This window comes from Kocuria sp. CPCC 205258 (assembly GCF_040981005.1).
Lineage (GTDB): Bacteria > Actinomycetota > Actinomycetes > Actinomycetales > Micrococcaceae > Kocuria > Kocuria rosea.
This window is the reverse complement of the sequence record NZ_JAVKPS010000007.1, coordinates 25,220-51,794: the sequence shown is the minus strand read 5'-3', so window position 1 is coordinate 51,794 and position 26,575 is coordinate 25,220. Positions and strand designations below refer to the sequence as shown.

Sequence of the window (26,575 nt, the reverse complement as noted above, 5' to 3'; positions counted from 1 at the left end):
CTGAGATGACCCCGACCCACGGCGGCGGGGCGTTCCCCGACCCGGTCTCCGAGCTCGACCAGCCGCTGGCCCGGCTGCTGGGGCGGACCACGGCCGACCAGCTGGCCCGGCAGCTCTCGGTGTCCACGATCGGGCAGCTGCTCGACCACTTCCCCCGCCGGTACATGCCGCGGGGCGAGCTCACCCCGTTCTCGGAGCTGCGCATCGACCAGCAGGTCACCATCGTGGCCGAGGTCGTGCACGCCTCCACCCGCCAGATGCGCTCGCGGCGCGGGTCCATCACGGACGTGGTGATCACGGACCGCGTCTCCTCCGACCCGCAGCGGCTCTTCGCGGACGGCGACCCGGGCCCCGGCCGGACGATGCGGCTGAGCTTCTTCAACGCCTGGACCGCCGCCAGGGACCTGCCCCCCGGAACGCACGCCCTGTTCTCCGGGAAGGTCGGGCTGTACAACGGCGGCGTGACCATGACGAACCCGCACTACGCGATCCTCGACCCGGACGCCCCGGAGGCCGGGGAGACCGCCGAGGAGCGCGCCGGCCGGCCCATCCCGATCTACCCGGCCACGGCCAAGCTGACCACGGACAAGATCGCCCGCGCCGTGCACTCCCTGTTGCCCGTCGTGGACTTCGGGGCCGTCCCGGACCCGCTGCCGGACGGGATCCGGGAGCGGGAGGGTCTCATGGGGCTCGAGGAGGCGTACTGGCAGGTCCACCGTCCGAGGGACACCCGGGCCCACGGGGAGGCGCGCCGCCGGTTCCGCTACCAGGAGGCGTTCCTGCTCCAGTGCGCCCTGGCCCGCCGCCGCGCCGAGCTCGCCGCCCACCCCACCACCGCTCGCCCGGGCGTCCCCACGGGGGTGCTCGCCCGCTTCGACGCCGGGCTGCCCTTCGTGCTCACCGCCGGGCAGCGGACCGTGGGGGAGCAACTCGCCGCGGAGCTCGCGGGCACCCGCCCCATGAACCGGCTGCTCCAGGGCGACGTCGGCTCGGGCAAGACGCTCGTGGCCCTGCGCGCGATGCTGCAGGTCGTGGACTCCGGCGCGCAGGCCGCGTTGCTGGCCCCCACCGAGGTGCTCGCCGCCCAGCACCACGGTTCCGTGGTCCGCTCCCTGGGCCCGCTGGCGCAGGCCGGCCTGCTCGGCGGGGACCCGGACGGCACCCAGGTCGTGCTGCTCACGGGGTCCATGGGCGCCGCGGCGCGCAAGCGGGCCCTGCTGCGGATCGCGTCGGGGGAGGCCGGGATCGTCATCGGCACCCACGCCCTGCTCTCCGAGGTCGTCCAGTTCGCCGACCTCGGACTGGTCGTGGTGGACGAACAGCACCGCTTCGGCGTCGAGCAGCGCGACCGGCTGCGGGACAAGGCCGGGCGGCCCCCGCACCTGCTGGTGATGACCGCGACCCCCATCCCGCGCACCGTGGCGATGACCGTCTTCGGCGACCTGGACGTCTCCGTCCTCGACGAGCTCCCGGCCGGCCGGCAGCCGATCGCCACCCACACCGTGGGTCTCGTGGAGCACCCGGGCTGGGAGCGGCGCCTGTGGCGGCGCGCCCGGGAGGAGATCGACGCGGGCCGCCAGGTCTACGTGGTCGCGCCCAAGATCGGCGACGACGACGAGCCCCCGCCCCACGCCTCCCTCGCGGAGTCCGCCCTCGCGGCGGCCTCCGAGGACGAGGAGTCCGAGGCGACGATGGCGTCCGTCACCTGGCTCGCCGAGCTCGTGGCCGCCGAGCCCGTCCTGGCCGGCGTGCGCGCCGAGGTGCTGCACGGCCGGCTCGACACGGACCGGAAGTCCCGCCTCATGGAGGAGTTCGCGGCCGGGGACGTGCAGCTGCTCGTGTGCACCACCGTGGTCGAGGTCGGCGTGGACGTGCCCAACGCCACGCTGATGATCATCGTCGACGCCGACCGGTTCGGCATCTCCCAGCTGCACCAGCTGCGCGGCCGGATCGGGCGCGGCGGGCACGCCGGGACCTGCCTGCTCGTCACCCGGCGCCCCGCCGAGCACCCGTCACGGGAGCGGATCGAGGTGGTGGCCGGGTCCACGGACGGCTTCGAGCTGGCCCGGGCGGACCTCGAGCTGCGCCGCGAGGGCGACATCCTCGGTGCCGCGCAGTCCGGCGGCCGCTCCACCCTGCGCCTGCTGCGGGCCCTCGACGACGCCGAGCTCATCGAGCGCGCCCGCCGGGACGCCGTGACGATCCTGGGCGAGGACCCCCAGCTGCTGGAGCACCCCGAGCTGGCCGAGGCCATCGAGCGCTACCTCGACCCGGACGCCGAGGCGTTCCTGGACCGGGGCTGAGCCACGTGCCGCCGGGCACCCGAGAGGAGCACCCATGAGCAGGATCATCGCCGGGGCCGCCGGGGGGCTGCGCCTGCAGTCCGTGCCGGGCCGGGACACCCGGCCCACCACCGACCGGGTCAAGGAGTCCCTCTTCGCGCGGCTCGAGGCGTGGGGCATGCTCCGGGACGCCAGGGTCCTCGACCTCTTCGCGGGCTCCGGGGCCCTCGGCTGCGAGGCCGCGAGCCGCGGCGCGGCCGCCGTGACCCTCGTGGAGCGGCACGCGGGCGCGGCGCGGGTCTGCCGCGCCAACGCCGCGACGGTCCACCGGGCCCTCGGGCGCGACGACGTCGTCACGGTCCGGCACGGGGCGGTGGGCGGCTACCTCGCGGATCCCGCCGAGGGGCCGTGGGACCTCGTGCTGGCCGACCCGCCCTACCCCCTGCCGGAGGCGGAGCTCGCCGCGGTCCTCGCCCCGCTGGTGGGCCGGCTGCGGGAGGGCGGGGTGCTCGTGGTCGAGCGCTCCACCCGGTCCCCGGAGCCCGGCTGGCCGGCCGGGCTGCGCCGCTTCGAGCAGAAGCGGCACGGGGAGACCACCGTGTGGTTCGCCGAGACGGACGTCACATCGCCTGCGTCCCCCGGCGCGCCGGACTGACACCTGCGCCGCTGGGCGCACGCCCTTTGACAAGATTCGACAGGCAGCATCGAGCCCGGGTCAGCGCCCGGGAGGAACGGAGGACGTCCATGAGGATCACGGTTCTGGGAACGGGCTACCTGGGGGCCACGCACGCCGCGTCGATGGCGGAGATGGGCTTCGAGGTGCTGGGGCTGGACGTGGACCCCGAGAAGGTCGACGCCCTGTCCCGCGGCGAGCTGCCCTTCCACGAGCCGGGCCTGGGCGAGCTGCTGCGCAAGCACGTGGGCACCGGCCGGCTGCGCTTCACCACGAGCTACGAGGAGGCCGGCGCCTTCGGCGACGTCCACTTCGTCGGGGTCGGCACCCCGCAGCGGGCCGGGAGCTTCGCGGCGGACATGCGCTACGTCGACGCCGCGGTCGGCTCCATCGCCGCGGCCGCCACGAAGGACTGCGTGATCGCCGGCAAGTCCACGGTCCCCGTGGGCTCCGCCCGCCGCCTGGCGGACCTGGCGAAGGCCTCGGCGCGGGAGGGCGTGGACGTGTCCCTGGTGTGGAACCCCGAGTTCCTGCGCGAGGGCTACGCCGTGGAGGACACCCTGGCCCCGGACCGGATGGTGCTGGGCTCCGAGGACCCGGCCGCCGAGGCCGTGATGCGCCGGGTCTACGCCCGGCAGCTGGAGGCCGGCGTCCCGCTGATCGTCACCGACTTCGAGACCGCCGAGCTCGTCAAGGTCGCGGCCAACGCCTTCCTGGCCACCAAGATCTCCTTCATCAACGCCCTGTCCGAGCTCACCGAGGCGGTCGGCGGGGACATCCGCACCCTGGCCGACGCGATCGGCCTCGACGAGCGGATCGGGCGCAAGTTCCTCAACGCCGGCGTGGGCTTCGGCGGCGGCTGCCTGCCGAAGGACATCCGCGCCCTGCGCGCCAGGGCCGCGGAGCTCGGGGTGGAGCAGTCGGTGCGCTTCCTCGCGGAGGTCGACGACATCAACGTCCGCCGCCGCGGCCACACGGTGGAGACGGTCACCCAGATGCTGGGCGGGACCGTGGTGGGCCGGCAGGTCGCCGTGCTCGGGGCGGCCTTCAAGCCGGACTCCGACGACGTGCGCGACTCCCCGGCCCTGGACATCGCCGCCCGGCTGCACTCGATCGGCGCCGAGGTGGCCGTCTACGACCCCAAGGCCAACGCCAACGCCGCCAAGCGCTATCCGCGCCTGGACTACGTGGACTCCCTCGAGGCCGCCGTCACCGGGGCCGAGGTCGTGGTGCTGCTGACCGAGTGGGCCGAGTTCAAGGCGATGACCCCGGAGCAGCTCGACCCGCTGGTGGCCGTCCCGCAGATCCTCGACGGCCGCAACGTGCTCGACCCCGACCGCTGGACCGCGGCCGGCTTCACCTACCGGGCCCTGGGCCGCCGGGCGAGCGCCGTCTGAGCCGCGGCGCGCGGGGCGGCGTCCCGCGCGCCGGTTCCCCACCGCCGGGGAGCCGGCACGAGGGCGGGCGGCGAGCTCCCCGCCGTGCGGACCGGCTCAACCGGCCAGCTGCCGCCCGGCCCGCTCCAGGACGTCCAGGCGCTTGCCGAACGAAAAGCGCATCCAGGACGCGTAGAGCTCCCGGTGCTCCGCGGAGGCGAGGGCCGGCACGGGCACGCCCACCACACCGGCCCGCTCGGCCAGCACCGGCGCCAGGTGCGCGGCGTTCTTGACCCCGTACCGCTCGCACAGGCCGCGGACGTCCGCCACGACGAAGAACGTGCCCTGCGGCTCGAACGGCTCGGCGCCCGCCGCGGCCAGGCCCCGCACGAGCACGTCGCGACGCCGCCGGAAGTCCTCCGTGAGGCGGTCGTAGAACCCGTCCGGCAGGCCCAGGGCGGTGGCCGCCCCGATCTGCAGCGGCGTGGCGGCGCTGTGCGTGAGATAGGCCTTCGTGGCGCGCACCGGGCCCACGAGGTGCGCCGGCCCGCTGACCCAGCCCACTCGCCAGCCCGTGACCGAGAAGGACTTGCCCACGGAGGAGACGGTGAGGGTCCGTTCGAAGGCCCCCGGCAGCGCGGCGAGCGGCCGGTGCCCGCCGGCGTAGCGCAGGTGCTCGTAGACCTCGTCGGTCACCACCACGCAGTCGTGCTCGGCGGCGAGTCCGGCCACGCGGGCCAGGACGGCGTCGTCGAACACCGTCCCGGTCGGGTTGTGCGGGTCGTTGAGGATGACCATGCGGGTGCGGGGCCCGAAGGCCGCGGCGAGGCGGTCGAGGTCGGGGGAGAAGCGCGGCGGCTCGAGGGGGACCGTGACCAGCCGCGCGCCGGCGAACTCCACCACCGCGCCGTAGAGGTCGTAGTGCGGCTCGAACACGACCACCTCGTCCCCGGGCCGCAGGAACGCGAGCAGGCTCGCGGCCAGCCCCTCGGACGCGCCCACGGTCACGACCACCCCGGAGGCCGGGTCCAGGTCGATCCCGTAGAACCGGTGCTGGTGCGCCGCGACGGCCTCCTGCAGCAGCGGCAGACCCGCCACCGGCGAGTACTGGTTGCCGCCGCCGTGCAGCGCGGCCGCCGCGGCGTCGAGCATCTCCCGCGGACCGTCGACGTCCGGGAAGCCCTGGCCCAGGTTGATCGCGCCCGTGCGCGCGGCCAGCCGCGACATCTCCTCGAAGACGGTCCCGGTGAGCTCTCCGGTGCCGGTCAGCAGACCGCCCCCGCGGGCCATCCGCTCCCACGGGGGGCCGGACGTGTGCGTGGACGGGACGGCGGCGTCGGTGGCATCCATGGCCGCCAGTCTAGGGTCCCGCGGCGGCTCCGGGCGGCGGCCCGGCGCCGAGCCGCACGAGGGTCTCGGCCAGCCCCTCGACGAACACCGGGAGGTCCGGCACCACGTCGGCGTCGGCCACCACGTCGATGCCCAGGGTCCCCGCGTAGGAGACGACGCCCACGGCGAGGGCCAGGTTGCCCTGCACGGCGCCGAGCTGGAACAGCTCGAGCACCGGCGCCCCCGCGAAGAGCAGGGGCGCCGCGGGGCCGCGCACGTTGCTGAGCAGCACGTTGACGAGCCGCTGCCGGTCCATGACCCGGACCATCCAGCGCTGGGCCAGGCGGCCGCCCGGCCGGTACGGCGGACGGGTCCGCTGCCGGGAGGTGGTGGCCGCGATCCGCTGCAGCGCGGCCACCGGGTCGGGCTCGTCGACGGGCACGGCCACGACGCGCACACCGGCCCGGTTGCCGCCGGCGGGGTCCCCCGCGGCGCGCACGGAGGCGGCCACCGACACCTTCAGCTGCGGCACGCCGGCCAGCTCGCCGCGCGCGGCCAGCAGCCGCCGGGCGCCGCCCGCCACGGCGGTGAGCAGCACGTCGTTGACCGTCCCGCCGTGCCGGTGGGCCAGCTCCCGGACTACCGCCAGGTCGGCGCGCACCAGCACGGCCCGGCGGTGCGGGCCCACGGGCCGGTTGAGGGACAGCGCCGGGGCGCGGCCCTCCGCGAGCGCGCCGCGGACCTGGGCCGCGGCGCCGAACAGGCGGGCAGCGGCGCGGGCCGGAGCGCGGGCCGTGGCAGAGACGGGCGGCGGGCCGCCGCCCGTCCCCGGGCGACCCGGCGCGTCCGGGGCGCGCGGGGCGCCGCCGGGCGCAGGATCGAACAGGGGCGCGAGCAGGGTCAGCGCCGCGAGACCGTCGGCGAGCACGTGGTGCCACCGGATCAGCAGGCCGACCCGGTCGCCGGCGAGGCCGGGGAGCAGCCACAGCTCCCACAGGGGCCGGTCCCGGGACAGCGGGACGGCGGCGATCCCGGCGCACACCCGGAGCAGGCTCTCCTCGTCCCCGGGCGGCGGCACCGGACGGCTGCGCACGTGCCGGGAGACGTCGAAGACCGGGTCGTCGAGCCACACGGGGCGTCCGCCCCCGGGGCGGGCGAGCAGCCGGCGCAGCGGCCGGACGTCCCGGGTGCGCCGCTCGACGTGCTCCCGGACCTCCGCCAGCCGGACGCGCCCGCCGGCATCGAGCAGGGGACCGGCCTCCAGGAGGGCCAGGGCCGCGACGTGCATGGGCACCCCGCGCCGCTCTACGCGCAGGTTGGCCTCGTCCAGGGCGCTGATCCGCTCCCCGGTCCGCGCCCGGCGGCACTGCATGCCCATGTCGGTGCTCCGCTCTGGCCGGAGGACTCCCTCGTCCACCACGGTACGCCGCCCCGGCACGGAGCGCCCCTAGGATGGCACCCATGCACCGAGCGATCTGCCCCGGCTCCTTCGACCCCCTGCACAACGGCCACTTGGAGATCGTCGCGCGCGCCGCGGCGCTCTTCGACGAGGTCGTCGTCGCGGTCTCCACCAACCCGCACAAGCGCTACCGGTTCGACGCGGACCGGCGGCTGGCCCTGGTGGCGGAGAGCCTCGCGGACGTCGCCGGCGTCGTCGTGGAGCCCATGGGCGCAGGCCTGCTCGCGGAGTACGCGGCGCAGCGGGGGGCGGTGGCCCTGGTCAAGGGGCTGCGCTCGGGCGAGGACTTCGAGTACGAGGTGCCGATGGCCACGATGAACCGCCACCTCACAGGGGTGGAGACGGTCTTCCTGCCCGGCGACCCCCGGTTCCTGCACCTGTCCTCGACCCTCGTGAAGGAGGTCCAGGGCCTCGGCGGCGACGTCTCCGGGTTCGTGCCGGCGCCCGTGCTGCGGGCCCTGCAGAGCTGAGCGGGCGCGCCCCGTCCCGGCGCGCCCGGACCCGGCCCGTTTGAGAACGCGCGGGGCGGCACGCTAACATGGTCTGTCGGTCAGAATTTCACCAGGAGTCAGTCATCAGTCGCGAGAACAGTTCGCCCCTCACCATCGGTGTCCGGGACCTCGAGCACCGCCCGGGGACGATGCGACGCCTGGAAGAAGTTGTGCCCGCGCCGGAGAACTTCGGCAACGCACTCATCGGCGCCCCGGAGGGCTCGGACATCGACCTGGACCTCCGGCTGGAATCCGTCCACGACGGGATCCTGGTGTCCGGCACGGCCGCCGTGGCCATCCACGGCGAGTGCAGCCGGTGCCTCGACCCGATCGACTACGATCTGGACGTCGACGTGCAGGAGCTCTACGTCTTCGACCCCGCCGCCGACGGCGGGGAGGACTCCGAGGACGACCAGATGTATGAAGTTCAGGACGAGACCATCGACCTCGAGCCCATGCTTCGGGACGCAGTGATCACGCAGCTGCCGTTCCAACCGGTGTGCCGGGAGGACTGCCAGGGGTTGTGCGCCCAGTGCGGCGCGCGCCTGGAGGACGACCCGGGACACCACCACGAGGTGCTCGATCCTCGCTGGAGCGCCCTGTCGGGGCTGCTCGAGCAGGACACCTCGACCCAGACGACCGAACCGAGAGAAGAGAGATAGCCGTGGCTGTTCCGAAGCGGAAAATGTCCCGTGCCAACACCCGTGCACGCCGTTCGCAGTGGAAGGCGACCGCGCCCAAGCTGGTCAAGACCGTCGAGAACGGCAAGGTCACCTACAGCCTGCCGCACCAGGCGAAGGTCGTGACCGACTCCGCCGGCACCGCGCTGTTCCTGGAGTACAAGGGCCGCAAGGTGGCCGACGCCTGACCACGGTGACCTCCACCGCGACACCTCAGGACCTGCTGGAGCGTCTCGGCGTCGACATCGACGCCGGGACGCTTCGTCTTGCCCTGACCCACCGCTCCTACGCGTACGAGCACGAGGGACAGGGCCACAACGAGCGGCTCGAGTTCCTCGGGGACTCCGTGCTGGGTCTCGCGGTCACCGACGAGATCTTCCACCGCTACCCCGACGACTCCGAGGGCAACCTCGCGAAGATCCGCTCGGCCGTGGTCAGCACCCGCACGCTCGCCGACCTCGCCCGGTCCCTGGACGTGGGGCCCCACATCCGCCTGGGCAAGGGCGAGGTGCGCACCAACGGGCACGAGAAGGCCTCGATCCTCGCCGACACCATGGAGGCGCTGATCGGCGCCGTGTACGTCAGCACCGGCCTCGACGCGGCCCGGGCCTTCGTGCTGCGGCTCGTGGTGCCCCTGCTCGAGGACGGCTTCGTGATGAGCGAGGGCCGGGACTGGAAGACCGAGATCCAGGAGCTCGCGGCGGCCCGCGCCCTGGGCCCCGTGCGCTACGCCGTGGAGGGCACCGGCCCCGACCACGACCGCCGCTACGAGGCGCACGTGCTCGTCGGCGGTCAGGACCACGGCACGGGCACCGGCACCACCAAGAAGGAGGCCGAGCGCTCCGCCGCGGCGCAGGCCTACGCGACCCTGGTCGCCCGCCGCGGTGCCTGAGCTGCCCGAGGTCGAGGTGGTCCGCCGCGGGGTGGAGCGCTGGGTGGTCGGCCGCCGGATCGAGTCCGTGCAGGTCCTGGACCCCCGCTCGGTGCGCCGCCACGAGCCCGGCCCCGTCTCCTTCGGGCACGAGCTCGACGGCGCGGTCGTGGCCGACGCGGTGCGCCGCGGCAAGTTCCTGTGGCTGCCGCTGACCGGGGCGGACGGCGCCCCGCCGCAGGAGGCGCTGCTTGTGCACCTGGGGATGAGCGGGCAGCTGCTGGTCAAGGACTCCGGGCTGCCCGACGAGAAGCACCTGAAGGTGCGGCTGGGCCTGTCCGAGCGCCCCGGCACCCCGGCGGAGCTGCGCTTCGTGGACCAGCGGATCTTCGGCGGCATGCTCCTCGACCGGCTCGTCCCCACCGACGACGGCGCCCCGGGCGGCCGTTCGGCCACGGGCGTCCCGCTGGTGCCCGCCCGGGCCGCCCACATCGCCCGGGACCCGCTGGACCCTGCCTTCGACGCGGAGCGCCTCCACGACCGGCTGCGCCGGCGCCGGACCGGGCTCAAGCGCGCGCTGCTGGACCAGGCGCTGGTCTCCGGGATCGGCAACATCTACGCGGACGAGGCCCTGTGGCAGACGCGCCTGCACTGGGCGCGGCCCACCGACACGCTCCGGCGCCCCGAGACGCTGCGTCTCGTCGCGGCCGTCCGCGAGGTCATGGACCGCGCGCTGGCGGCCGGCGGGACGAGCTTCGACTCCCTCTACGTCAACGTCAACGGCGAGTCCGGCTACTTCGCCCGCTCCCTCTCCGCCTACGGCCGCGCCTCCCTGCCCTGCCCGCGCTGCGCGGAGGAGGGGCGGAGCACCCTGATCGTGCGGGAGCAGTTCATGAACCGCTCCTCCTATCGCTGCCCGGTCTGCCAGCGCACGCCCCGCAACGCCCGGTTCTGAGACCGGGCACCCCGGGGACCCTTCCGCCGCACCCGTACTTCTGGACCCATACTTCTGTCCCCACACCCTCCGAGGAGCACCTCTTGCGCACCGTCAACGCCTACGCCGCCCCGTCCGCCGGCGCCCCGCTGGTCCCGACCACTCTCGAGCGCCGGGACCTCGGCGCCCACGACGTCCTCATCGAGATCAAGTACGCCGGGATCTGCCACTCCGACCTGCACACCGTTCAGGGGGACTGGGGCCCCCAGCAGTACCCGCTGACTCCCGGGCACGAGATCGCCGGGATCGTCACCGAGGTCGGCGCCGACGTCACCCGCCACGCGGTCGGCGACCGGGTCGGGGTCGGGTGCATGGTGAACTCCTGCGGCGAGTGCGCCAACTGCCGTGCCGGCGACGAGCAGTACTGCCTCGACGGCGCCGTGATGACCTACGGCGCCGAGGACCGCGACGGCACCGTCACCCAGGGCGGGTACTCCACCCACGTGGTGGTCACCGAGGACTTCGTGCTGCGCATCCCGGAGGGCATCGAGCTCGACGTCGCCGCGCCCCTGCTGTGCGCCGGCATCACCACCTTCTCCCCGCTGAACCACTGGAAGGCCGGCCCCGGCAAGAAGGTCGCCGTCGTGGGTCTGGGCGGGCTGGGCCACCTGGGCGTGAAGATCGCCCACGCCATGGGTGCGGAGGTGACGGTGCTTTCCCAGTCGCTGCGCAAGAAGGAGGCCGGGCTGGCCCTGGGCGCCGACGCCTACTACGCCACGAGCGACCCGCAGACGTTCGAGGAGCTGGCCGGGACCTTCGACCTGGTCCTCAACACGGTCAGCGCGAAGATCGACCTCGACGCCCACCTGTCGCTGCTCGACGTCAACGGGGCCATGGTCAACGTCGGCGCCCCGGCGGAGCCGCTGGACGTCAACGTGTTCTCGCTGCTGGCCAACCGCCGCACCTTCGCCGGGTCCATGATCGGCGGCATCGGCGAGACCCAGGAGATGCTCGACTTCTGCGCCGAGCACGGGGTGGGCGCCGAGATCGAGGTCATCTCGGCCGAGCAGATCAACGAGGCCTACGAGCGGGTGCAGAACTCGGACGTGCGCTACCGGTTCGTGATCGACACCGCCACGCTGGTCTGATCCCGGGCCCCGCGCACCCCCGAGGCGGCCGCACGTGCGGCCGCCCCGGGGGTGCGCCGCTCGGGCGGCGGACCGCCGACCGGCCCGCCGCCCGACGCGGCGGGGGATCAGCGGGCGGCGGTGGACCCCGTGGCGGGCATCGGGGCGTCGTGGGCGCCCAGGGGGTGGGTCCGGTAGTACTCGGCCAGCCGCGCCATGCCCTCCTCGACCGTCACGGACGGTGTCCAGTCGAGCACCTCGCGGGTGCTCTGCTGCTCGAACCAGTGGGCCGTGGACATCTGCTCGGCCAGGAAGGCCGTCATCGGCGGCTCGTCCGCCCCCGGGCGGACCGCCCACACCTTCTCGATGACCGTGCCCGCGAGGCGGGCCAGGACGCCGGGGACCCTGCGCGTGGGCGGCTCCACGCCGGCCGCCCGGCAGAAGCCCGCCACGAGCTCGCCCACGGTGCGGGGTTGGCCGTTCGTGACCACCAGCGCCCGTCCGTGCGCCCACTCGATCCGCTCCAGCGCCCGCACGACCGCCTCGGCCGCGTTGTCCACGTAGGTGGTGTCGATCAGGGCCGCCCCGTGGTCCAGCAGCGGCAGCCGCCCCTTCGCGGCGCGGTCGACGATCCGCTCGACGAGCTGGGTGTCCCCGGGGCCCCACACGATGTGCGGGCGCACGGCCGTGACGCGCAGCCCGCGGCCGTCGGCATCGAGCGCGAGCAGCTCGGCCGCGGCCTTGGACCGGGCGTAGTTGCCGCGGGCGTGCACGGGGTCGGCCGCCCGGGCGGGCTCGCCCACGATGGAGTCGCCCGTGTGGGCGACCGACGGCGAGGAGACGAACACCACGTTGTCCACGCCCGCCCGCCGCGCGGTCTCCAGGACCACGCGGGTGCCGGTGACGTTGGTCAGCACGAACTCGTCCCAGTCCCCGGCGAAGGAGACCTTGGCGGCGAGGTGCACGACGTCGTCGACGCCCTCCATGGCCCGCGCCACGGCGTCCGGGTCCGTGACCGAGCCCAGGACCTCCTCGACGTTCGGCTGGTCGGCCAGCGGCGCATGCCGGCGCTGGAGCAGCCGGACCGTCCAGTGGCGGGCGGCGAGCAGCCGCGCCACGTGCTCCCCGAGCATCCCGGAGGCGCCGGTGACGAGCACCGTCCGCCCGTCGCCGGTCAGCTCCTGCCGCCCGCGCTCCACCTCGTGGCTGCCGGTGCCGGCCGGCGGGGCGCCCTCCGTCACGGAGGCGTCGTAGGCGGGGACCTTGTCGTCGTGCGTGCCGTCCTGGCGGTGCTTGCCGTTCACGGGTTCCTGATCCTTCCTCCGGCCAGGGCGTGCTCCGCCCATCCGGCCAGCAGGGCTCGGTCGATCTTGGAGTTGTGCCGGATGTCGGTCGGGTGCTCGGGGACCACGAGCACGGCCGCGAGGTCCAGGCCCGTGGCCTGGCGCACGGCGGCGCGCACGGCGCCGGAGAGCAGCGGGTCGGCGGGACCCGGGCGCGGGGCCGCCGGGACGGTCTCCACGACGGCCACGGGCACCTGCGTGCCCGCCGGGCCGACCCCGACGACGGCGGCGCGGCCGACGCCGGGCACGGTCCGGGCCGCGTGCTCCGCGGCGACCGGCGTCAGCACGCCGCCGGCGGAGACGATGACGTGGGCGAGGCGGCCCTCGACCCACAGCCGCCCGGCGGCGTCGAAGTGCCCGACGTCCCCGGTGCGGTGCCAGCCGGGCAGCTGGGTGCTGAGGTGCTCCGTGTGCCAGAGCCGGTCGTAGCGGTCCTTGACGTGCGGGGCGCGGGCGACGATCTCACCGGTGACCCCGGGCTCGGTGGTGATCCCGTCGTCGGGGACGCCGTCCGGGCCCAGGGCGGTGACCCCCAGCTCGGCGCCGTGCACGGCGGTGCCCACGCACACGCCGTTGCCGGCGCCGGCCACGGCGGATCCCGCGCTGTCCAGGCCGGCCTGCCGGATGGTCCCGAGGGTCACGTCCGTGAGGGGCAGCCCCTCGGTCATGCCGTAGGGGGTGTGCAGCGTCGCCGCGGGCACGAGTTCCTGCAGCTGCTCCAGGAGCGGCTCCGGGAGGGGGGCCCCGGCCGAGAGCACCAGCTCCACGAGCTCGAGCGCCCGCCGCTGCCCCTCGTCGAGCTCGTGCCGGGTCGCGAGGACGTTGGCGATCGCCGCGGGGGAGAGGAACACCGCGGTGGCCTGGATGGCCGAGGCGGCGTCGGCCAGGGCGCGGGCGGTGAGGGTCTTCGGCGCGGTCACGTCCATGTCCGGGGTCACGGACGTGGTGCCCATGGCGGGCCCCAGCAGCGCGAAGGGCGCGAAGCCCGCCACGAGCCCCGTGCCGGCGGTGAGCCCGTACGTGCCGCGCACGGCGTCCCGCATGGCGGAGAGCTGGCGGTGGGTGTAGACGACGCCCTTGGCCGGGCCCGTGGACCCGGAGGTGAACAGCACCGCGGCGTCCGCGTCCGGGTCCGGCGCGGGCAGGTCGGCGCGCGGGGCCGAGTCCAGCAGCGCGGGGACGTCGTGCGCCACTCCGAGGGCCCGGCGGGACACGGGGTCGAGGGCCTCGAGCGAGATCCGGGTGCCCGGCCAGCCGAGGGCCCGGCCGGCGACGAGCGCCCTGCGGATGCCCACGAGCCAGGCGGGGGCGGCCCCCCGCAGCGCCCGGGTGAGGCCCTTGGGACCGAGGCCGGAGTCCGCCACGACGACGACGGCGCCGACGCGCAGGCACGCGTAGAGCAGCGCGGTGAGGTCGGAGCCCGGCGGCACCATGAGGCTCACTCGGTCCCCGGGGCGCACCCCGATGCCGGTGAGCCCGGCGGCGAGGCGGTCCACGCGGTCGGCGAGCTCCGCCCAGCTCAGGCTCGCCCGCACCGGGGCCGCGTGCGCCCCCGCGCCCGCGTCCCCGGAGGCGGGGGCCATGTCCACGACGGCGAGGCCGAGGTCGGCCCGCCGCGCGTCGAGCTCCGCGGGGAAGGGGACGTGCTCGCCGCGGGAGACGGCGCGCCGCTGCAGGTGCAGCTCGCGGCGGCCGGGGCCGGGGCCGAAGCGGTCCGCGAGCCAGGCCAGCACCGGCGTCGCGATGTCCCGGTCCTCGGGCAGCAGATGCAGGGCTCCCTCGTAGCGGTGGACGTCGGCGTGCGGCATGCGGCGCACGAGGTCCTGCAGGTAGCGCTCCTGGAACACGGGGTCGCCGATGCCCCACAGCAGCAGGGCGGGGACCTCGCGGGCGGCCACGCCGGCGGCGATCTGCTCGTAGCGGGCGTGCGAGGGGTGGTCCGGGGCGGCCGGGATGTCGGCCACGAAGTTGCGGATCGCCTCCCGACGGGCGCGCGTGGCGTAGGGCGCCCGGTAGGCCGCCCGCACCTCGCGGGACAGGGACGGCTCCGCCAGTGCCAGGGCCACGTCGAGGAAGCTCGTGGTCCGCTCGGTGAGCAGCCCGTGCGCGGCCGGGGCCAGCGCCAGCCGCAGCGAGGCGGGGATCCGCTCGGCGTTGTCGTGGTGGACGGCGGTGTTGGTGAGGATCGTGGCGCGGTGGACGTCCTGGTGCTCCAGGGCCCAGCCGGAGGACACGAGCCCGCCCCAGTCGTGGGCGAGGGTCACCACGGGGGCCTCGCTCGCGTCCAGGCCGAGCTCGGCCGTGAGGTCGCCCAGGTCGCGGACCCGGTCGTCGAGACGGCGGAAGAGCCCGGTCCGCTCGGAGAACCCCATGTCGAGCTGGTCCACGGCGATCACCCGCCAGGGGTTCGCGGGGTCCGTCCCGGCCGCCAGCACGTCGCGCCACAGGTAGGACCAGGTGGGGTTGCCGTGCACGGCGAGGACCGTGCCCCGCGGGGTGAGCCCGGCGGCCTCCAGAGAGGCCGCGTTGTCGAGGACGTGCCAGCGGCGCCGCCGGCCGGGGACCGGCTCCACGGGAGCCGTCGAGGCCACCGTGACCGTGCGGGACCACGCCGGGTCCACCCCGGGCAGGGGCACTTCCGTCATGGGCAGCCGCGCCGCGTCCGGCCCTCCGGGCTGCTGAATCGTGGACGGTCGTGTGCGTGCCATGGTCGTGGGGCTCCTCGAGGGTGCGTCTCGTGCGGGGTGTCTCGGGCGGGCGCGGCGTCAGCGCCGGCGGTTCACCAGTCGATCTCCATGTAGGTCGCGTTGAGCCCGGAGCCCACGCCGAGCAGCAGCACGCGCTCGTCGGGCCGGAGCCGCTCGGCCTCCAGGGCGAGGGTCATCGGCAGCGCGGCGGCCGCGACGTTGCCCCAGAACGGGAAAGTCAGGGGGAACTTCTCCGGGTCGATCCCGACGTCCTGGAACAGCTTGTTGGTGTGGGACATGGAGACCTGGTGGCCGATGTAGCGGTCCATGCCCGCCCAGTCCCAGCCGTCCTCGTGCGCGTCGTGCCACGCGTCCGCGAGCAGCCCCACGCCGTGCTTGAGCAGCCCCGTGGCGTCGGTGTACATGCCGTCGAAGCCCCCGATGCACAGCCCGTGGTGCTCGGTCGCGGACCGGGTCACGGACCCCGCGATGCGGTGTCCCTCCGGGTGCCGGTCGGCGGGGCCGACCACGGCGGCGGCCGCGCCGCAGCCGAGGGTCAGGGTGGCGAACTCGCGCACCACGTCCGCCCGGGTCACGTCCGGGCCCTGCAGCCGCTCGTACGTCTCGCGGTGCCAGGGGGTCGGGTCCTCGCCGGCGACGACGACGGCGTAGTCGATCGCGCCCGCGTCGATCATCGTGGACGCGATCGTGAGCCCGTTGACGAAGCCCAGGCACGCGTTGGTGACGTCGAAGTTCAGGGCGGAGGGGGCCAGGCCGAGCCGGTGGTGCACGGACACCGAGACCGCGGGCTCGTAGCCGTCGCGGGTCACCGAGGCGTTGATCAGGAGCCCCACCTGGTCCGGGTGCACGCCCGCGCGGGCGAGGGCCGCCTCGCCCGCCTCCACGGCGCCGTCGGTGAAGTGGCGCCCGGGGGCCCAGACGCGCCGCTCGTTGACGCCCGCGAGCCGCTCGAGCAGGCCCTTCGGCATCTTCAGCCGGGCGAACGTGTCCGCCAGGACCTCGTCGGCGTGGGACGAGGGCACCACCTCGTCGGCCTCGACCTTGGTGATGGCCAGGAGGGCGGCGTTGCGGTGACGGATCGAGGAATTACCGGTCAAGGTCTCTGGCTTTCGTTAGGGTCTCGCCGACGCCCCGGCCCGCCCACGGAGGGCGCGGTCGCGGGGAGGGCAGGTCGTGCTGGTCGCGGCCAGTCTACCGGCCGGTTCCGCGGCGCCGGCCGGGACCCGGTCGTTTCTCTGTAGGCTGATCATCTTCTCCGCTCCTCGTCTCCGCTCCTCGTCTCCGCCCGCGCCCGCTCCGGGCGGGTCGGCGCTCCCTCCGGGGCGCGGTGCCCGGCCGGCGGCCGCGGGGCCGTCGGGGCGCGCGAGTACAGTGGTGGCGACCCCCTGCCCGCCACGCCCACCCCAGGAGACCGGACACCCGTGCACCTGAAGACCCTGACCGTGCGGGGGTTCAAGTCCTTCGCCTCGGCCACCACCTTCGAGTTCGAGCCCGGGGTCACCGCCGTCGTCGGCCCCAACGGCTCGGGCAAGTCCAACGTGGTGGACGCCCTGGCGTGGGTCATGGGGGAGCAGGGCGCGAAGTCCCTGCGCGGCGGGAAGATGGAGGACGTCATCTTCGCCGGCACCGCCGGCCGGGCCCCGCTCGGCCGGGCCCACGTGTCGCTGACCATCGACAACGCCGACGGCGCGCTGCCCATCGAGTACTCCGAGGTCACGATCTCGCGCACGCTCTTCCGCTCGGGGGGCTCCGAGTACGCGATCAACGGCCGGCCGTGCCGGCTGCTCGACATCCAGGAGCTGCTCTCCGACTCCGGGCTCGGTCGGGAGATGCACGTCATCGTGGGCCAGGGCCAGCTCGACCGCATCCTGCACGCCACCCCGGAGGAGCGCCGCGGCTTCGTCGAGGAGGCGTCCGGGGTCCTCAAGCACCGGCGCCGCAAGGAGCGGACGCTGCGCAAGCTCGAGGCGATGCAGGCCAACCTCGACCGGCTCGAGGACCTCACCGCCGAGATCCGCCGCCAGCTCACCCCGCTGGGCCGGCAGGCCAGGACGGCCCGGCGCGCCCAGCGGATCCAGCACGACGTCCGCGACGCCCGCGCCCGGCTGCTGGCCGACGACCTCGTGCAGGCCCGCACGAGCCTCGCCGTCGACGAGGACGCCGAGCGCCGGCTGCGCGCCGAGCGCGCCGAGGCCGAGCAGGCCCTCGACACCGGCCGCGCCCGGCAGGCCGACGTCGAGGCCCGCGCCGCCGAGGCGACCCCCGCCCTGAACGCCGCGCGGGACACGTGGTACCAGCTCACCGCCGTGCAGGAGCGCTACCGGTCCCTCGCCTCGCTCGCCGCCGAGCGGCGCCGGCTGCTCGGGTCCGCCGCCGAGCCCGCGGACCCGGGGCGGGACCCGGACCGGCTCGACGCCCAGGCGGCCCGCACCCGCGAGGAGCAGCACCAGCTCCTCGAGCAGGTCGAGGACGCCGTCGACGCCCTCGCCGAGGCCATCCAGGAGCGCGAGGACGCGGAGGCCGCGGCGCGCGACCAGGACGGCGTGGTCACCGGCCTGCTCCGGGCGGCCGCCGACCGCCGGGAGGGCACGGCCCGGCTCACCGGCGCGGTCGCGGCGGCCCGCTCCCGGGTCGAGGCGGCCGAGAACGAGCTCTCCCGCCTGCACACCACCCACGCGGACGCCGGGCGGCGCCGGGTGCAGGCCGGCACCGAGGCGGACAGCCTGGCGCTCGCGGCCCAGGACGCGGCCGGCGCCGCCGAACGGGCCCGCGCCCGCCACGAGCAGGACGCCGAGGCCGCCGCCGGGGCCCGCGCCGCCGCCCGGGAGGCCGAGGCCGCGGCCCAGGAGCTGCTGCGCGCCCACGACGCCCAGCGCGCTCGCGCCGAGACCCTGCGCGCCGCCCTGCGCCAGCCCGACGGCTCCGCGGCGGTCCTCGACGGGCACGCCGACGCCGTGCTCGGCGCCGTCGTCGACCTCGTCGACGTCGAGCCCGGCTGGGAGCGGGCGGTCACCGCCGCCATGGGCCCCTTCGCCGAGGCCCTCGCCGTGCGCTCCCACGGCGCGGCCGTCTCCGTCTTCGAGTCCCTGCGCGCCGACGGCGTGGGCCGGGTGCACCTGCTGGTGGCCGCCGGCGCCCCGGACCGGTCCGGCCCCGCCCCGGCGCTCCCCGACCGTCCCGGGGTCCGGCCCGCCGCCGCCGTGCTGCGGGACGGCGAGGGCGCCGGCCCGGACGACGACGACGCGCGGCGCGGAGCGGCCGCCGTCCGGGCCCTGCTGGCCGCGACCGTGCTCACGGAGGACGCCGCCACGGCCGCCCGGATCGTGGCCGACCGGCCCGAGCTGACGGCCGTCACCCGGGGCGGCGACGTGTTCACGGGCAGCAGCGCCTGGGGCGGCGCCGCGGAGGCGGCCGGCACGCTCGAGACCCGCGCCGCGGCCGAGGCCGCCGAGGCGGAGCGGGCCGAGCTCGCCGCGGCCCTCGACCGGGCGCGGGCCGCCTCCGGCGCGGCGGCCGCGGCGCGGGACGCCGCCCGCCGGGCCGCCGAGGAGACCGCGGGGCTGCTGCGCGCCGCCGAGCGCACGGCGGACCGGGCCGCGTCCGAGCTCTCCCGGGTCCGGGCCGTGCTGGACTCGGCCGAGGCGGAGACCCGGCGCTACGACGAGCAGGTCGCGGCCGCGCGGGAGCATCTGGCCCGGGAGCAGGAGCGGCTGCGCGAGGCCGCCGAGCGGCTCGGGGCCGCCGAGGAGCACGGCGAGGAGGACACCGAGACCGTCCAGCTCGAGGCCGCCGCCCGCCGCGACGAGCTGCACCGGGCCGCCACGACGGCCCGCACCGCGGAGACGGAGGCCCGGCTCGCCCTGCGCTCCCTCGAGGAGCAGGCCCGGGCCCTCGGCAACCGGGCCGCGTCCCAGGAGCGGGCCGCCGCCGCCGAGCGCCGGGCGCGGGAGGAGGCGGAGCGGCGGGCCCGGCGCCGCCGGATCCAGGCCCGCAACGCCGAGGCGGTGCTCGCCGGCGCCGAGCAGCTGCTCGAGCTCGTGGCGGCGTCCGCGGCGGTCGCCGCCGCGGAGCGGGACCGGGCCGAGGCCGTCCGCGCCGGGCTGGACGCGGAGCTGACGGACCTGCGCGCCGCCAACGACCGGCTCGCCGCGCGGCTCGCCGGGCTCACCGACTCCGTGCACCGGGACGAGCTGGCCCGCACCCAGCAGCGCGCCCGGATCCAGGCCCTGGAGGACCGCTCCCTCGAGGAGCTGGGGCTCACCCCGGACGCGCTCGTGGAGCACTACGGACCGCACCTGCTGATCCCCGACCCCGACCTCGACCCCGGCGCCGACTCCGACCGCGGCCCCGGGGCTGCCCAGGACGACGTGCCGGCGGCGGCCGAGGACGGCCAGGACGCCCTGTTCGGCGTCGCGTCCGGCGACCTGGCCGGGGCCGCGGGGGGCGCCCCCTACGTGCGCGCCCAGCAGGAGGCGCGGCTGCGCCGGGCCGAGAAGGAGCTCGCCTCCCTGGGGCGGGTGAACCCGCTGGCGCTGGAGGAGTTCGCCGCCCTCGAGGAGCGCCACCGCTTCCTGGCCGAGCAGCTCGAGGACCTCAAGCGCTCGCGGCAGGACCTGCGCAGCATCATCCGCGACGTCGACGAGCACGTGGAGCGCGTCTTCGCGGAGGCCTACGCCGACACCGCCCGGGAGTTCGAGGGCGTCTTCGCCACCCTGTTCCCGGGCGGGGAGGGCCGGCTGCGCCTGACCGACCCCACGGACATGCTCAGCACCGGGATCGACGTCGAGGCGCGCCCGGCCGGCAAGAAGGTCAAGCGGCTGTCCCTGCTCTCCGGCGGGGAGCGGTCGCTGACGGCGATCGCGCTGCTCGTGGCGATCTTCAAGGCCCGCCCCTCGCCCTTCTACGTCATGGACGAGGTCGAGGCGGCTCTCGACGACCGCAACCTCGGGCGGCTGCTGAGCATCTTCCGCCAGCTGCAGGAGACCTCGCAGCTGATCATCATCACCCACCAGAAGCGGACCATGGAGATCGCCGACGCCCTCTACGGGGTCGCGATGCGCGGGGACGGCGTGACCACCGTGATCGGGCAGCGGCTCGCCGAGCTGCGCTGAGCCCGCCGTGCTCCCGCCCGGGGCCGCTACTGCCCGGCGCCGCGCACGGGCGGGGTCTCGGGCCGCTCCATCGTGTCCCGCACCGGCAGCCAGGCCCCGGCGGCCAGCAGCATGATCGCCCCGGAGACCCCGAAGGCCCAGCCGAAGCCCGCGGCGTCGGCCAGCGCACCGGCCACCACGGGGCCGAGGATCTGCCCGGCGTCGGCGCTCATCTGGAAGCGGGCCAGCACCGGTCCGCCGGCCCGGTCCGGTCCGATGACGTCGGCCACGGTCGCCTGCTGGCCCGGGTTCAGGGTCCCGGAGCCCATACCGGCCACGAGCGAGAGGACCACGAACCACGGGACGTCCTGGACCAGGCCCAGCCCCATGGTCGCGACCCCGTTGAGCACCAGGCCCGAGAGCACGAGCGGCCTGCGCCCGAACCGGTCCGTGAGCCGGCCGGTGACCGGGAGGGTCATCGCGTTGCCCGCGGCGTAGACCGCCAGGGCCAGGCCGGCCACGGCCGGGCCGGCCCCCAGCACGGCCACCGCGAACAGCGGCACGAGGGCCACCCGGATCCCGTGGGCGGTCCACCCGTTGGCGAAGCTGGAGACCAGGGCGGAGCGGTAGGCCCCTACCCGGCGCGCCTCGGCCACGGTCATCACCGGCTGGTTCCGGCGATCCCCGCCGGCGCCGAGCACCTCGTCCTTGAGCCGGAAGTGCACCACGGCCACGGCCACCAGCAACGACACCGCGTAGATCAGGAACGGCGCCTGCATGCCGAAGCCGGCGAGCAGGCCGCCGACCACGGGGCCGAGCACCCCGCCCACCAGGAACGCGGAGGCGTAGTAGCCCGAGACGCGCCCGCGCATCCGCGGCGGGGCCAGCCGCACGATCAGCCCCATCGCCGAGATCGTGAACATCACCGAGCCGATCCCGCCGAGACCCCGGAACAGCAGCAGCTGCCAGTAGGTCTGGGCGAAGGCGGTGGCCGCGGAGGACAGCGCGACGATGAGCACGCCGGTCACGTAGGTCGGGCGCTCGCCGATCCGGTTCAGGATCCGCCCGCCCGCCGGCGCGAAGAGGAGGCGGGCCACGGCGAAGACGCTGACCACGGCCGAGGCCGCGGCCACCCCGACCCCGAAGGTCGTGGCGAACTGGGGGAGCACCGGGGCCACGATGCCGTAGCCGATCGCGATGACGAAGGCGGCGGCGATGAGCACCGTGATCTGCTGGGGAACGCGGTCGCGCTCGGGCGCGGCGGCGGCGGGCTGGACAGGCACCCGTCGAGTCTAGGACCCCGGGCGGCGGCCCGGCCCCGCGGCCCCGGCCGAGGGACCGGGCGGTGTGAGAAGCTGGGCGACGTGGATTCGATACCCGTTCTCGCATACGTGCTCATCGCCGTCGTGGTCCTCGGTCTGCTCGGGCTGGTCCTGCTGCGGGGGCCCAAGGCGCCCCGCGGCGGCTACCCCTCCACCCGGGACCCCGACGACCTCGAGGGCGGCCCCGTCGCGGCCCCCGGCGACCTGGAACCCGGCACCGCCTCCGTCCCGCCCGCCGACACCCGGCCGGCCCTCGACCGCCCCGAGTCCGCCGCGTCCCGGATGGCGCGGCTGCGCGGGCGGCTGGCCAGGTCCAACAACGTCTTCGGCAAGGGCCTGCTGGCCCTGCTCTCGCGCGACCGCATCGACCAGGACGTGTGGGACGAGATCGAGGAGACGCTGCTGCTCGCCGACCTCGGCACCGACTCGTCCATGGCCCTCGTCGAGGCCCTCCAGCGCCGGGTCAAGGTCGAGGGCACCAACGACCCCGCCCACGTGAAGGCCATGCTCCGGGAGGAGCTCCTCGCGCTGGTCGACCCGTCGATGGACCGGTCCCTGGCCGTGGAGCGCAAGGGGCCGGTCCCCGCCGTCGTCCTCGTGGTGGGCGTCAACGGCGTGGGCAAGACCACCACCGTGGGCAAGCTCGCGCGCGTGCTCGTCGCCGAGGAGAAGGACGTGGTGCTCGGCGCCGCGGACACCTTCCGCGCCGCGGCCGCCGACCAGCTCTCCACCTGGGGCGCCCGCGTGGGCGTGCCCACCGTGCGCTCGCACGTCGAGGGCGCCGACCCCGCCTCGGTGGCCTACGACGCCGTGACCGCCGGCATCGAGCACGAGGTGGACGTCGTGATGATCGACACCGCCGGCCGGCTCCAGAACAAGGCGGGGCTGATGGACCAGCTCGGGAAGATCAAGCGGGTCGTGGAGAAGGCCGCCGCCGTCGACGAGGTGCTGCTCGTCATCGACGCGACCACCGGGCAGAACGGCATGACCCAGGCGCGGGTCTTCGCCGAGGTGGTCGACGTCACCGGCATCGTCCTCACCAAGCTGGACGGCACCGCCAAGGGCGGCATCGTGGTCGCCATCCAGAAGAGCCTCGGGGTGCCGGTCAAGCTCATCGGCCTCGGCGAGGGACCCGACGACCTCGCGCCCTTCGAGCCCGAGAGCTTCGTGGACGCCCTGCTCGACTGATCCGTCCCCCTTTTCCCCCACACGCCCGCCGCAGTTCACGTGCTCGTAACCATTGCGGCGGGCGTGAAACATGCTCGCAACCCCGCACGGCGGCGGGCGAAACATCTCTCTCGGACACTCGACAGTGAACGGTGAGCACCGGACGGCCCCTCGGGGAACGGGCCAGTGGCACCGGTGACCTGACAACCTGCAGAGAGAGGTGCACATCGTGGAAATCACAGCTGGACACGTGTGGACGATCGTCGCGGCCGCCCTGGTCTTCTTCATGACCCCGGGGCTGGCCCTGTTCTACGGAGGGATGACCCGCGCCAAGGGCGTCCTGAACATGATGATGATGAGCTTCATCTCCATCGCCATCGTCTCCATCGTCTGGGTCCTGTGGGGGTACTCCATGAGCGGCGGGGACCCATTGCTGGGCGGGCTCACGGGCAGCCCCGTGCCGTCCTTCGCCCTGGCCGACATCATGGGCACCGAGGACCTCCTCGGCGCCGCCTACGGCGGGACCTTCGCCATCATCACCGTCGCCCTGATCTCCGGAGCCATCGCCGACCGGGCCCGCTTCGGCGCCTGGGCCGTGTTCGTGCCCGTCTGGGCCACGCTCGTCTACGCCCCCCTGGCCTACATGGTCTGGGGCGGCGGGCTGCTCACCGAGGACGGCGCCGTGGGCTCCGCGATCGGCGAGGCCATCGACTTCGCCGGCGGCCTCGTGGTGCACATCAACGCCGGCGTGGCCGCGCTGATCCTCATCCTGATCGTCGGCGCCCGCCAGGGCTTCGGCAAGGACCCGAGCCAGCGCCCCCACAACCTGCCGCTCGTCATGCTCGGCGCCGCGATCCTGTGGTTCGGCTGGTTCGCCTTCAACGCCGGTGCCGCCGGCACCGCCGAGCAGGCCGGGCTCATCTGGATCAACACCCTCGTGGCCCCGTCCGCCGCGATGCTCGGCTGGCTGCTCACCGAGCGCATCCGCGACAAGCACGCCACGTCCCTGGGCGCCGCGTCCGGCGTCGTGGCGGGGCTCGTGGCCATCACCCCGGCCTGCGCCAACGTCTCCCCGGTCTGGGCGATCGGGATCGGCTTCATCGCCGGCATCTGCTCCGCCCTCGCCGTGGGCCTCAAGTACCGGATGGGCATGGACGACTCCCTGGACGTCATCGGCGTGCACCTGGTCTCCGGCATCGTCGGCACCGTGGCCCTGGGCTTCGTGGCGCTGCCCTCCGAGGGCACCGCGGGCCTGTTCTACGGCGGCGGCTTCGGCCTGCTGCTCACCCAGGTCGTGGCGGTGCTCGTCTCGGTGGTCTACTGCGCGGTGCTGACCTTCGTCATCGCCTTCGTGATCGACAAGACCATCGGCTTCCGGATCACGGAGCGGGACGAGATCGACGGCATCGACATCACCCAGCACGCCGAGTCCGGCTACGCCCTGGCCGGGGACGCCACGGGCTCCTTCAGCCCCGGCCGGCACGCCGCGGGCGAGGACGCCTCGTCCTTCGAGCCGGGCCGCTCCGAGCCGGTGCACAGCTGAGCCGTGCGGCGACCGCCGGCGCATTCCCTCCTCACGAAAGGCATCCCTTCCATGAAACTCGTCACCGCGATCGTGCGCCCCGAGAAGTTCAAGGACATCAAGTCCGCCCTCGAGTCCTACGGCGTCCAGGGCATGACGGTCCAGAACGTGCACGGCTACGGGCAGCAGCGCGGGCACACCGAGGTCTACCGCGGCGCGGAGTACACGGTGGACCTGCTCGAGAAGGTCCGGGTCGAGATCCTCGTGGACAACCACCAGGCCACGGACATCGTCGACGTCATCGTCTCCTCCGCGAACACCGGCCGCGCCGGTGACGGGAAGGTGTGGGTCACCGACGTGCACCAGGCCGTGCGCGTGCGCACCGGCGAGCGCGACGAGACGGCGCTCTGACCCCACCCGTCCCGACGGCCGGCCCCCTCCACCGGGAGGGGGCCGGCCGTCGTCGTCCCCGCACGGCGACGGGGCGGGCCCCGCGCCGCCCGGAGTTGCTAACCTTGGACACTGACCCGCCACACCGGGCCGGGCCGCGGCCCGCGGCGCAGACCGCGGGGCACCGGCCGCCTCCCTCGACGAAAGCAGCTTTCGACCCGTGTTCAATTCACTGTCCGACCGGTTGACCGCCACCTTCAAGAACCTCAAAGGCAAGGGACGCCTGACCGAGGCGGACGTCGACGCCACCGTGCGGGAGATCCGCCGCGCCCTGCTCGACGCCGACGTCGCCGTGCCGGTCGTGCGGGAGTTCACCGCCGCGGTCAAGGAGCGCGCCCTCGGGCTCGAGGTCTCCGAGGCGCTGAACCCCGGCCAGCAGGTCGTGAAGATCGTCAACGAGGAGCTGCAGAACATCCTCGGCGGCCAGACCCGCCGGATCCGGATGGCCAAGACCGGGCCCACGATCATCATGCTCGCCGGCCTCCAGGGCGCCGGCAAGACCACCCTGGCCGGCAAGCTCGGCAAGTGGCTCAAGGGCCAGGGCCACCGCCCCCTGCTCGTGGCCTCGGACCTCCAGCGGCCCAACGCGGTCACCCAGCTCAAGGTCGTGGGCGAGCGCGCCGGCGTGCCGGTCTTCGCCCCGCACCCGGGCACCACCTCGGAGTTCGACGACCCCACGGGCGACCCCGTGCAGGTCGCCCGGGACGGCGTGGCCCAGGCCCGCGCGCGGCTGCACGACGTGGTCATCGTGGACACCGCCGGCCGCCTCGGCATCGACGAGGCCCTCATGGACCAGGCCCGCGACATCCGCGACGCCGTCCGGCCCGACGAGGTGCTCTTCGTCATCGACGCCATGATCGGCCAGGACGCCGTGAACACGGCCCAGGCCTTCAACGAGGGCGTCGACTTCACCGGCGTGGTCCTGTCCAAGCTCGACGGCGACGCCCGCGGCGGCGCCGCGCTGTCCGTGGCCTCCGTGACCGGCAAGCCCATCATGTTCGCCTCCACCGGGGAGAACGTCGACGACTTCGAGCAGTTCCACCCGGACCGCATGGCGTCCCGCATCCTCGACATGGGCGACGTCCTCACGCTGATCGAGCAGGCCGAGAAGCAGTGGGACCGCGACGAGGCCGAGAAGATGGCCCGGAAGTTCACCGACCAGGAGGACTTCACCTTCGAGGACTTCCTCGCGCAGATGCAGCAGCTGCGCAAGATGGGGTCGATGAAGAAGATGCTCATGATGATGCCGGGCGCCGCCGGTATGCGTGAGCAGCTCGAGAACTTCGACGAGCGCGAGATCGACCGCGTCGAGGCCATCGTCCGGTCCATGACCCCGCACGAGCGGGTCGCGCCCAAGATCATCAACGGCTCCCGGCGCGCCCGCATCGCGAAGGGCTCGGGCGTCACCGTCTCCGAGGTGAACCAGCTCATGGAGCGCTTCGCCCAGGCGCAGAAGATGATGAAGCGCCTGGCCCAGGGCAAGGGCGTGCCCGGCATGCCCGCCGGCATCCCCGGCATGCCCGGTGCGGGCGGCGGCCCGAAGAAGGGCAAGGGCAAGGGCTCCGCGAAGAAGGGCGGGTCCCGCTCCGGCAACCCCGCCAAGCGGGCGCAGGAGAACGCGGCCCTCGAGCAGCAGCGCAAGCAGAAGGCGCCCGCCGGATCGGCGTTCGGCGCGGCACCGGGGCAGCCGGACCCCGCGGACCTGAACCTGCCCAAGGGCTTCGAGAAGTTCCTGGGGCAGTGATCGCGCC

General features: G+C 74.9%; 20 protein-coding genes. 14 read left to right on the top strand and 6 right to left on the bottom strand.

Annotated elements, in window-relative coordinates; genetic code table 11:
* Window positions 1-5: 5 nt before the first annotated feature.
* The 3 genes from RF644_RS12725 (at window position 6) to RF644_RS12715 (ending at window position 4,352) form a co-directional block, all read left to right on the top strand.
* The gene (locus RF644_RS12725; RefSeq protein WP_368796772.1) at window positions 6-2,303 is read left to right on the top strand and encodes an ATP-dependent DNA helicase RecG; all 2,298 of its coding nucleotides are present in this window, start codon (window positions 6-8) and stop codon (window positions 2,301-2,303) included.
* Between the two features lie 34 nt (window positions 2,304-2,337).
* Complete coding sequence (gene rsmD, locus RF644_RS12720; protein ID WP_368796771.1) at window positions 2,338-2,937, top strand: 16S rRNA (guanine(966)-N(2))-methyltransferase RsmD; 600 nt, start codon at window positions 2,338-2,340, stop codon at window positions 2,935-2,937.
* Between the two features lie 89 nt (window positions 2,938-3,026).
* A complete protein-coding gene (locus tag RF644_RS12715; protein ID WP_109243452.1) occupies window positions 3,027-4,352 on the top strand; it encodes a UDP-glucose/GDP-mannose dehydrogenase family protein in 1,326 nt (441 codons plus the stop codon).
* A gap of 96 nt (window positions 4,353-4,448) precedes the next feature.
* On the opposite strand, the gene RF644_RS12710 is transcribed toward RF644_RS12715, so the two are convergent.
* Both RF644_RS12710 and RF644_RS12705 read right to left on the bottom strand, forming a co-directional pair.
* The gene (locus RF644_RS12710) at window positions 4,449-5,681 is read right to left on the bottom strand and encodes an aminotransferase class I/II-fold pyridoxal phosphate-dependent enzyme (RefSeq protein WP_368796770.1); all 1,233 of its coding nucleotides are present in this window, start codon (window positions 5,679-5,681) and stop codon (window positions 4,449-4,451) included.
* Between the two features lie 10 nt (window positions 5,682-5,691).
* On the bottom strand, window positions 5,692-7,038 hold the full coding sequence (locus tag RF644_RS12705; protein ID WP_368796769.1) for a wax ester/triacylglycerol synthase domain-containing protein: 1,347 nt from the start codon (window positions 7,036-7,038) through the stop codon (window positions 5,692-5,694).
* A gap of 83 nt (window positions 7,039-7,121) precedes the next feature.
* On the opposite strand from RF644_RS12705, the gene coaD reads away from it, so the two are divergent.
* The 6 genes from coaD to RF644_RS12675 all read left to right on the top strand — a co-directional run bounded on the left by coaD (window position 7,122) and on the right by RF644_RS12675 (window position 11,243).
* Window positions 7,122-7,589: a pantetheine-phosphate adenylyltransferase gene (coaD, locus tag RF644_RS12700; protein WP_368796768.1), complete on the top strand. Its 468-nt coding sequence runs from the start codon at window positions 7,122-7,124 to the stop codon at window positions 7,587-7,589.
* Window positions 7,590-7,657: 68 nt separating this feature from the next.
* Complete coding sequence (locus RF644_RS12695) at window positions 7,658-8,272, top strand: DUF177 domain-containing protein (RefSeq protein WP_217905562.1); 615 nt, start codon at window positions 7,658-7,660, stop codon at window positions 8,270-8,272.
* Between the two features lie 2 nt (window positions 8,273-8,274).
* Window positions 8,275-8,478, top strand: a complete 204-nt coding sequence (gene rpmF, locus RF644_RS12690; RefSeq protein ID WP_031282896.1) for a 50S ribosomal protein L32 — start codon at window positions 8,275-8,277, stop codon at window positions 8,476-8,478.
* A gap of 5 nt (window positions 8,479-8,483) precedes the next feature.
* Complete coding sequence (rnc, locus tag RF644_RS12685) at window positions 8,484-9,182, top strand: ribonuclease III (protein ID WP_368796767.1); 699 nt, start codon at window positions 8,484-8,486, stop codon at window positions 9,180-9,182.
* The gene (gene mutM, locus RF644_RS12680; protein ID WP_368796766.1) at window positions 9,175-10,116 is read left to right on the top strand and encodes a bifunctional DNA-formamidopyrimidine glycosylase/DNA-(apurinic or apyrimidinic site) lyase; all 942 of its coding nucleotides are present in this window, start codon (window positions 9,175-9,177) and stop codon (window positions 10,114-10,116) included. Before rnc ends, mutM begins: the two co-directional genes overlap by 8 nt.
* Before the next feature lie 83 nt (window positions 10,117-10,199).
* Window positions 10,200-11,243 (top strand): NAD(P)-dependent alcohol dehydrogenase, encoded by a 1,044-nt coding sequence (locus tag RF644_RS12675; protein ID WP_368796765.1) that lies wholly within the window; start codon window positions 10,200-10,202, stop codon window positions 11,241-11,243.
* Window positions 11,244-11,350: 107 nt separating this feature from the next.
* On the opposite strand, the gene RF644_RS12670 is transcribed toward RF644_RS12675, so the two are convergent.
* The 3 genes from RF644_RS12670 to RF644_RS12660 all read right to left on the bottom strand — a co-directional run bounded on the left by RF644_RS12670 (window position 11,351) and on the right by RF644_RS12660 (window position 16,370).
* On the bottom strand, window positions 11,351-12,526 hold the full coding sequence (locus tag RF644_RS12670) for an NAD-dependent epimerase/dehydratase family protein (RefSeq protein WP_368796764.1): 1,176 nt from the start codon (window positions 12,524-12,526) through the stop codon (window positions 11,351-11,353).
* On the bottom strand, window positions 12,523-15,210 hold the full coding sequence (locus tag RF644_RS12665) for an alpha/beta fold hydrolase (RefSeq protein ID WP_368796870.1): 2,688 nt from the start codon (window positions 15,208-15,210) through the stop codon (window positions 12,523-12,525). The genes RF644_RS12670 and RF644_RS12665 overlap by 4 nt, the downstream gene beginning before the upstream one ends.
* A 134-nt stretch (window positions 15,211-15,344) precedes the next feature.
* Complete coding sequence (locus RF644_RS12660) at window positions 15,345-16,370, bottom strand: 3-oxoacyl-ACP synthase III (RefSeq protein WP_368796763.1); 1,026 nt, start codon at window positions 16,368-16,370, stop codon at window positions 15,345-15,347.
* 324 nt (window positions 16,371-16,694) lie between these two features.
* Between RF644_RS12660 and smc the strand changes: the two genes are divergently transcribed.
* Window positions 16,695-20,384 (top strand): chromosome segregation protein SMC, encoded by a 3,690-nt coding sequence (gene smc, locus RF644_RS12655; RefSeq protein ID WP_368796762.1) that lies wholly within the window; start codon window positions 16,695-16,697, stop codon window positions 20,382-20,384.
* Between the two features lie 26 nt (window positions 20,385-20,410).
* Here smc and RF644_RS12650 read toward each other — a convergent pair whose 3' ends face one another.
* Window positions 20,411-21,646 carry an MFS transporter gene (locus RF644_RS12650; RefSeq protein ID WP_368796761.1) on the bottom strand — a complete coding sequence of 412 codons (1,236 nt, stop codon included), beginning with the start codon at window positions 21,644-21,646 and terminating at the stop codon, window positions 20,411-20,413.
* A gap of 81 nt (window positions 21,647-21,727) precedes the next feature.
* Between RF644_RS12650 and ftsY the strand changes: the two genes are divergently transcribed.
* The 4 genes from ftsY (at window position 21,728) to ffh (ending at window position 26,568) form a co-directional block, all read left to right on the top strand.
* A complete protein-coding gene (gene ftsY / locus RF644_RS12645; RefSeq protein ID WP_368796760.1) occupies window positions 21,728-22,873 on the top strand; it encodes a signal recognition particle-docking protein FtsY in 1,146 nt (381 codons plus the stop codon).
* Between the two features lie 208 nt (window positions 22,874-23,081).
* Window positions 23,082-24,395 carry an ammonium transporter gene (locus RF644_RS12640; protein WP_368796759.1) on the top strand — a complete coding sequence of 438 codons (1,314 nt, stop codon included), beginning with the start codon at window positions 23,082-23,084 and terminating at the stop codon, window positions 24,393-24,395.
* A gap of 51 nt (window positions 24,396-24,446) precedes the next feature.
* Window positions 24,447-24,785: a P-II family nitrogen regulator gene (locus RF644_RS12635; RefSeq protein ID WP_017833766.1), complete on the top strand. Its 339-nt coding sequence runs from the start codon at window positions 24,447-24,449 to the stop codon at window positions 24,783-24,785.
* A gap of 199 nt (window positions 24,786-24,984) precedes the next feature.
* Window positions 24,985-26,568 (top strand): signal recognition particle protein, encoded by a 1,584-nt coding sequence (gene ffh, locus RF644_RS12630; RefSeq protein WP_144836312.1) that lies wholly within the window; start codon window positions 24,985-24,987, stop codon window positions 26,566-26,568.
* Window positions 26,569-26,575: the final 7 nt, after the last annotated feature.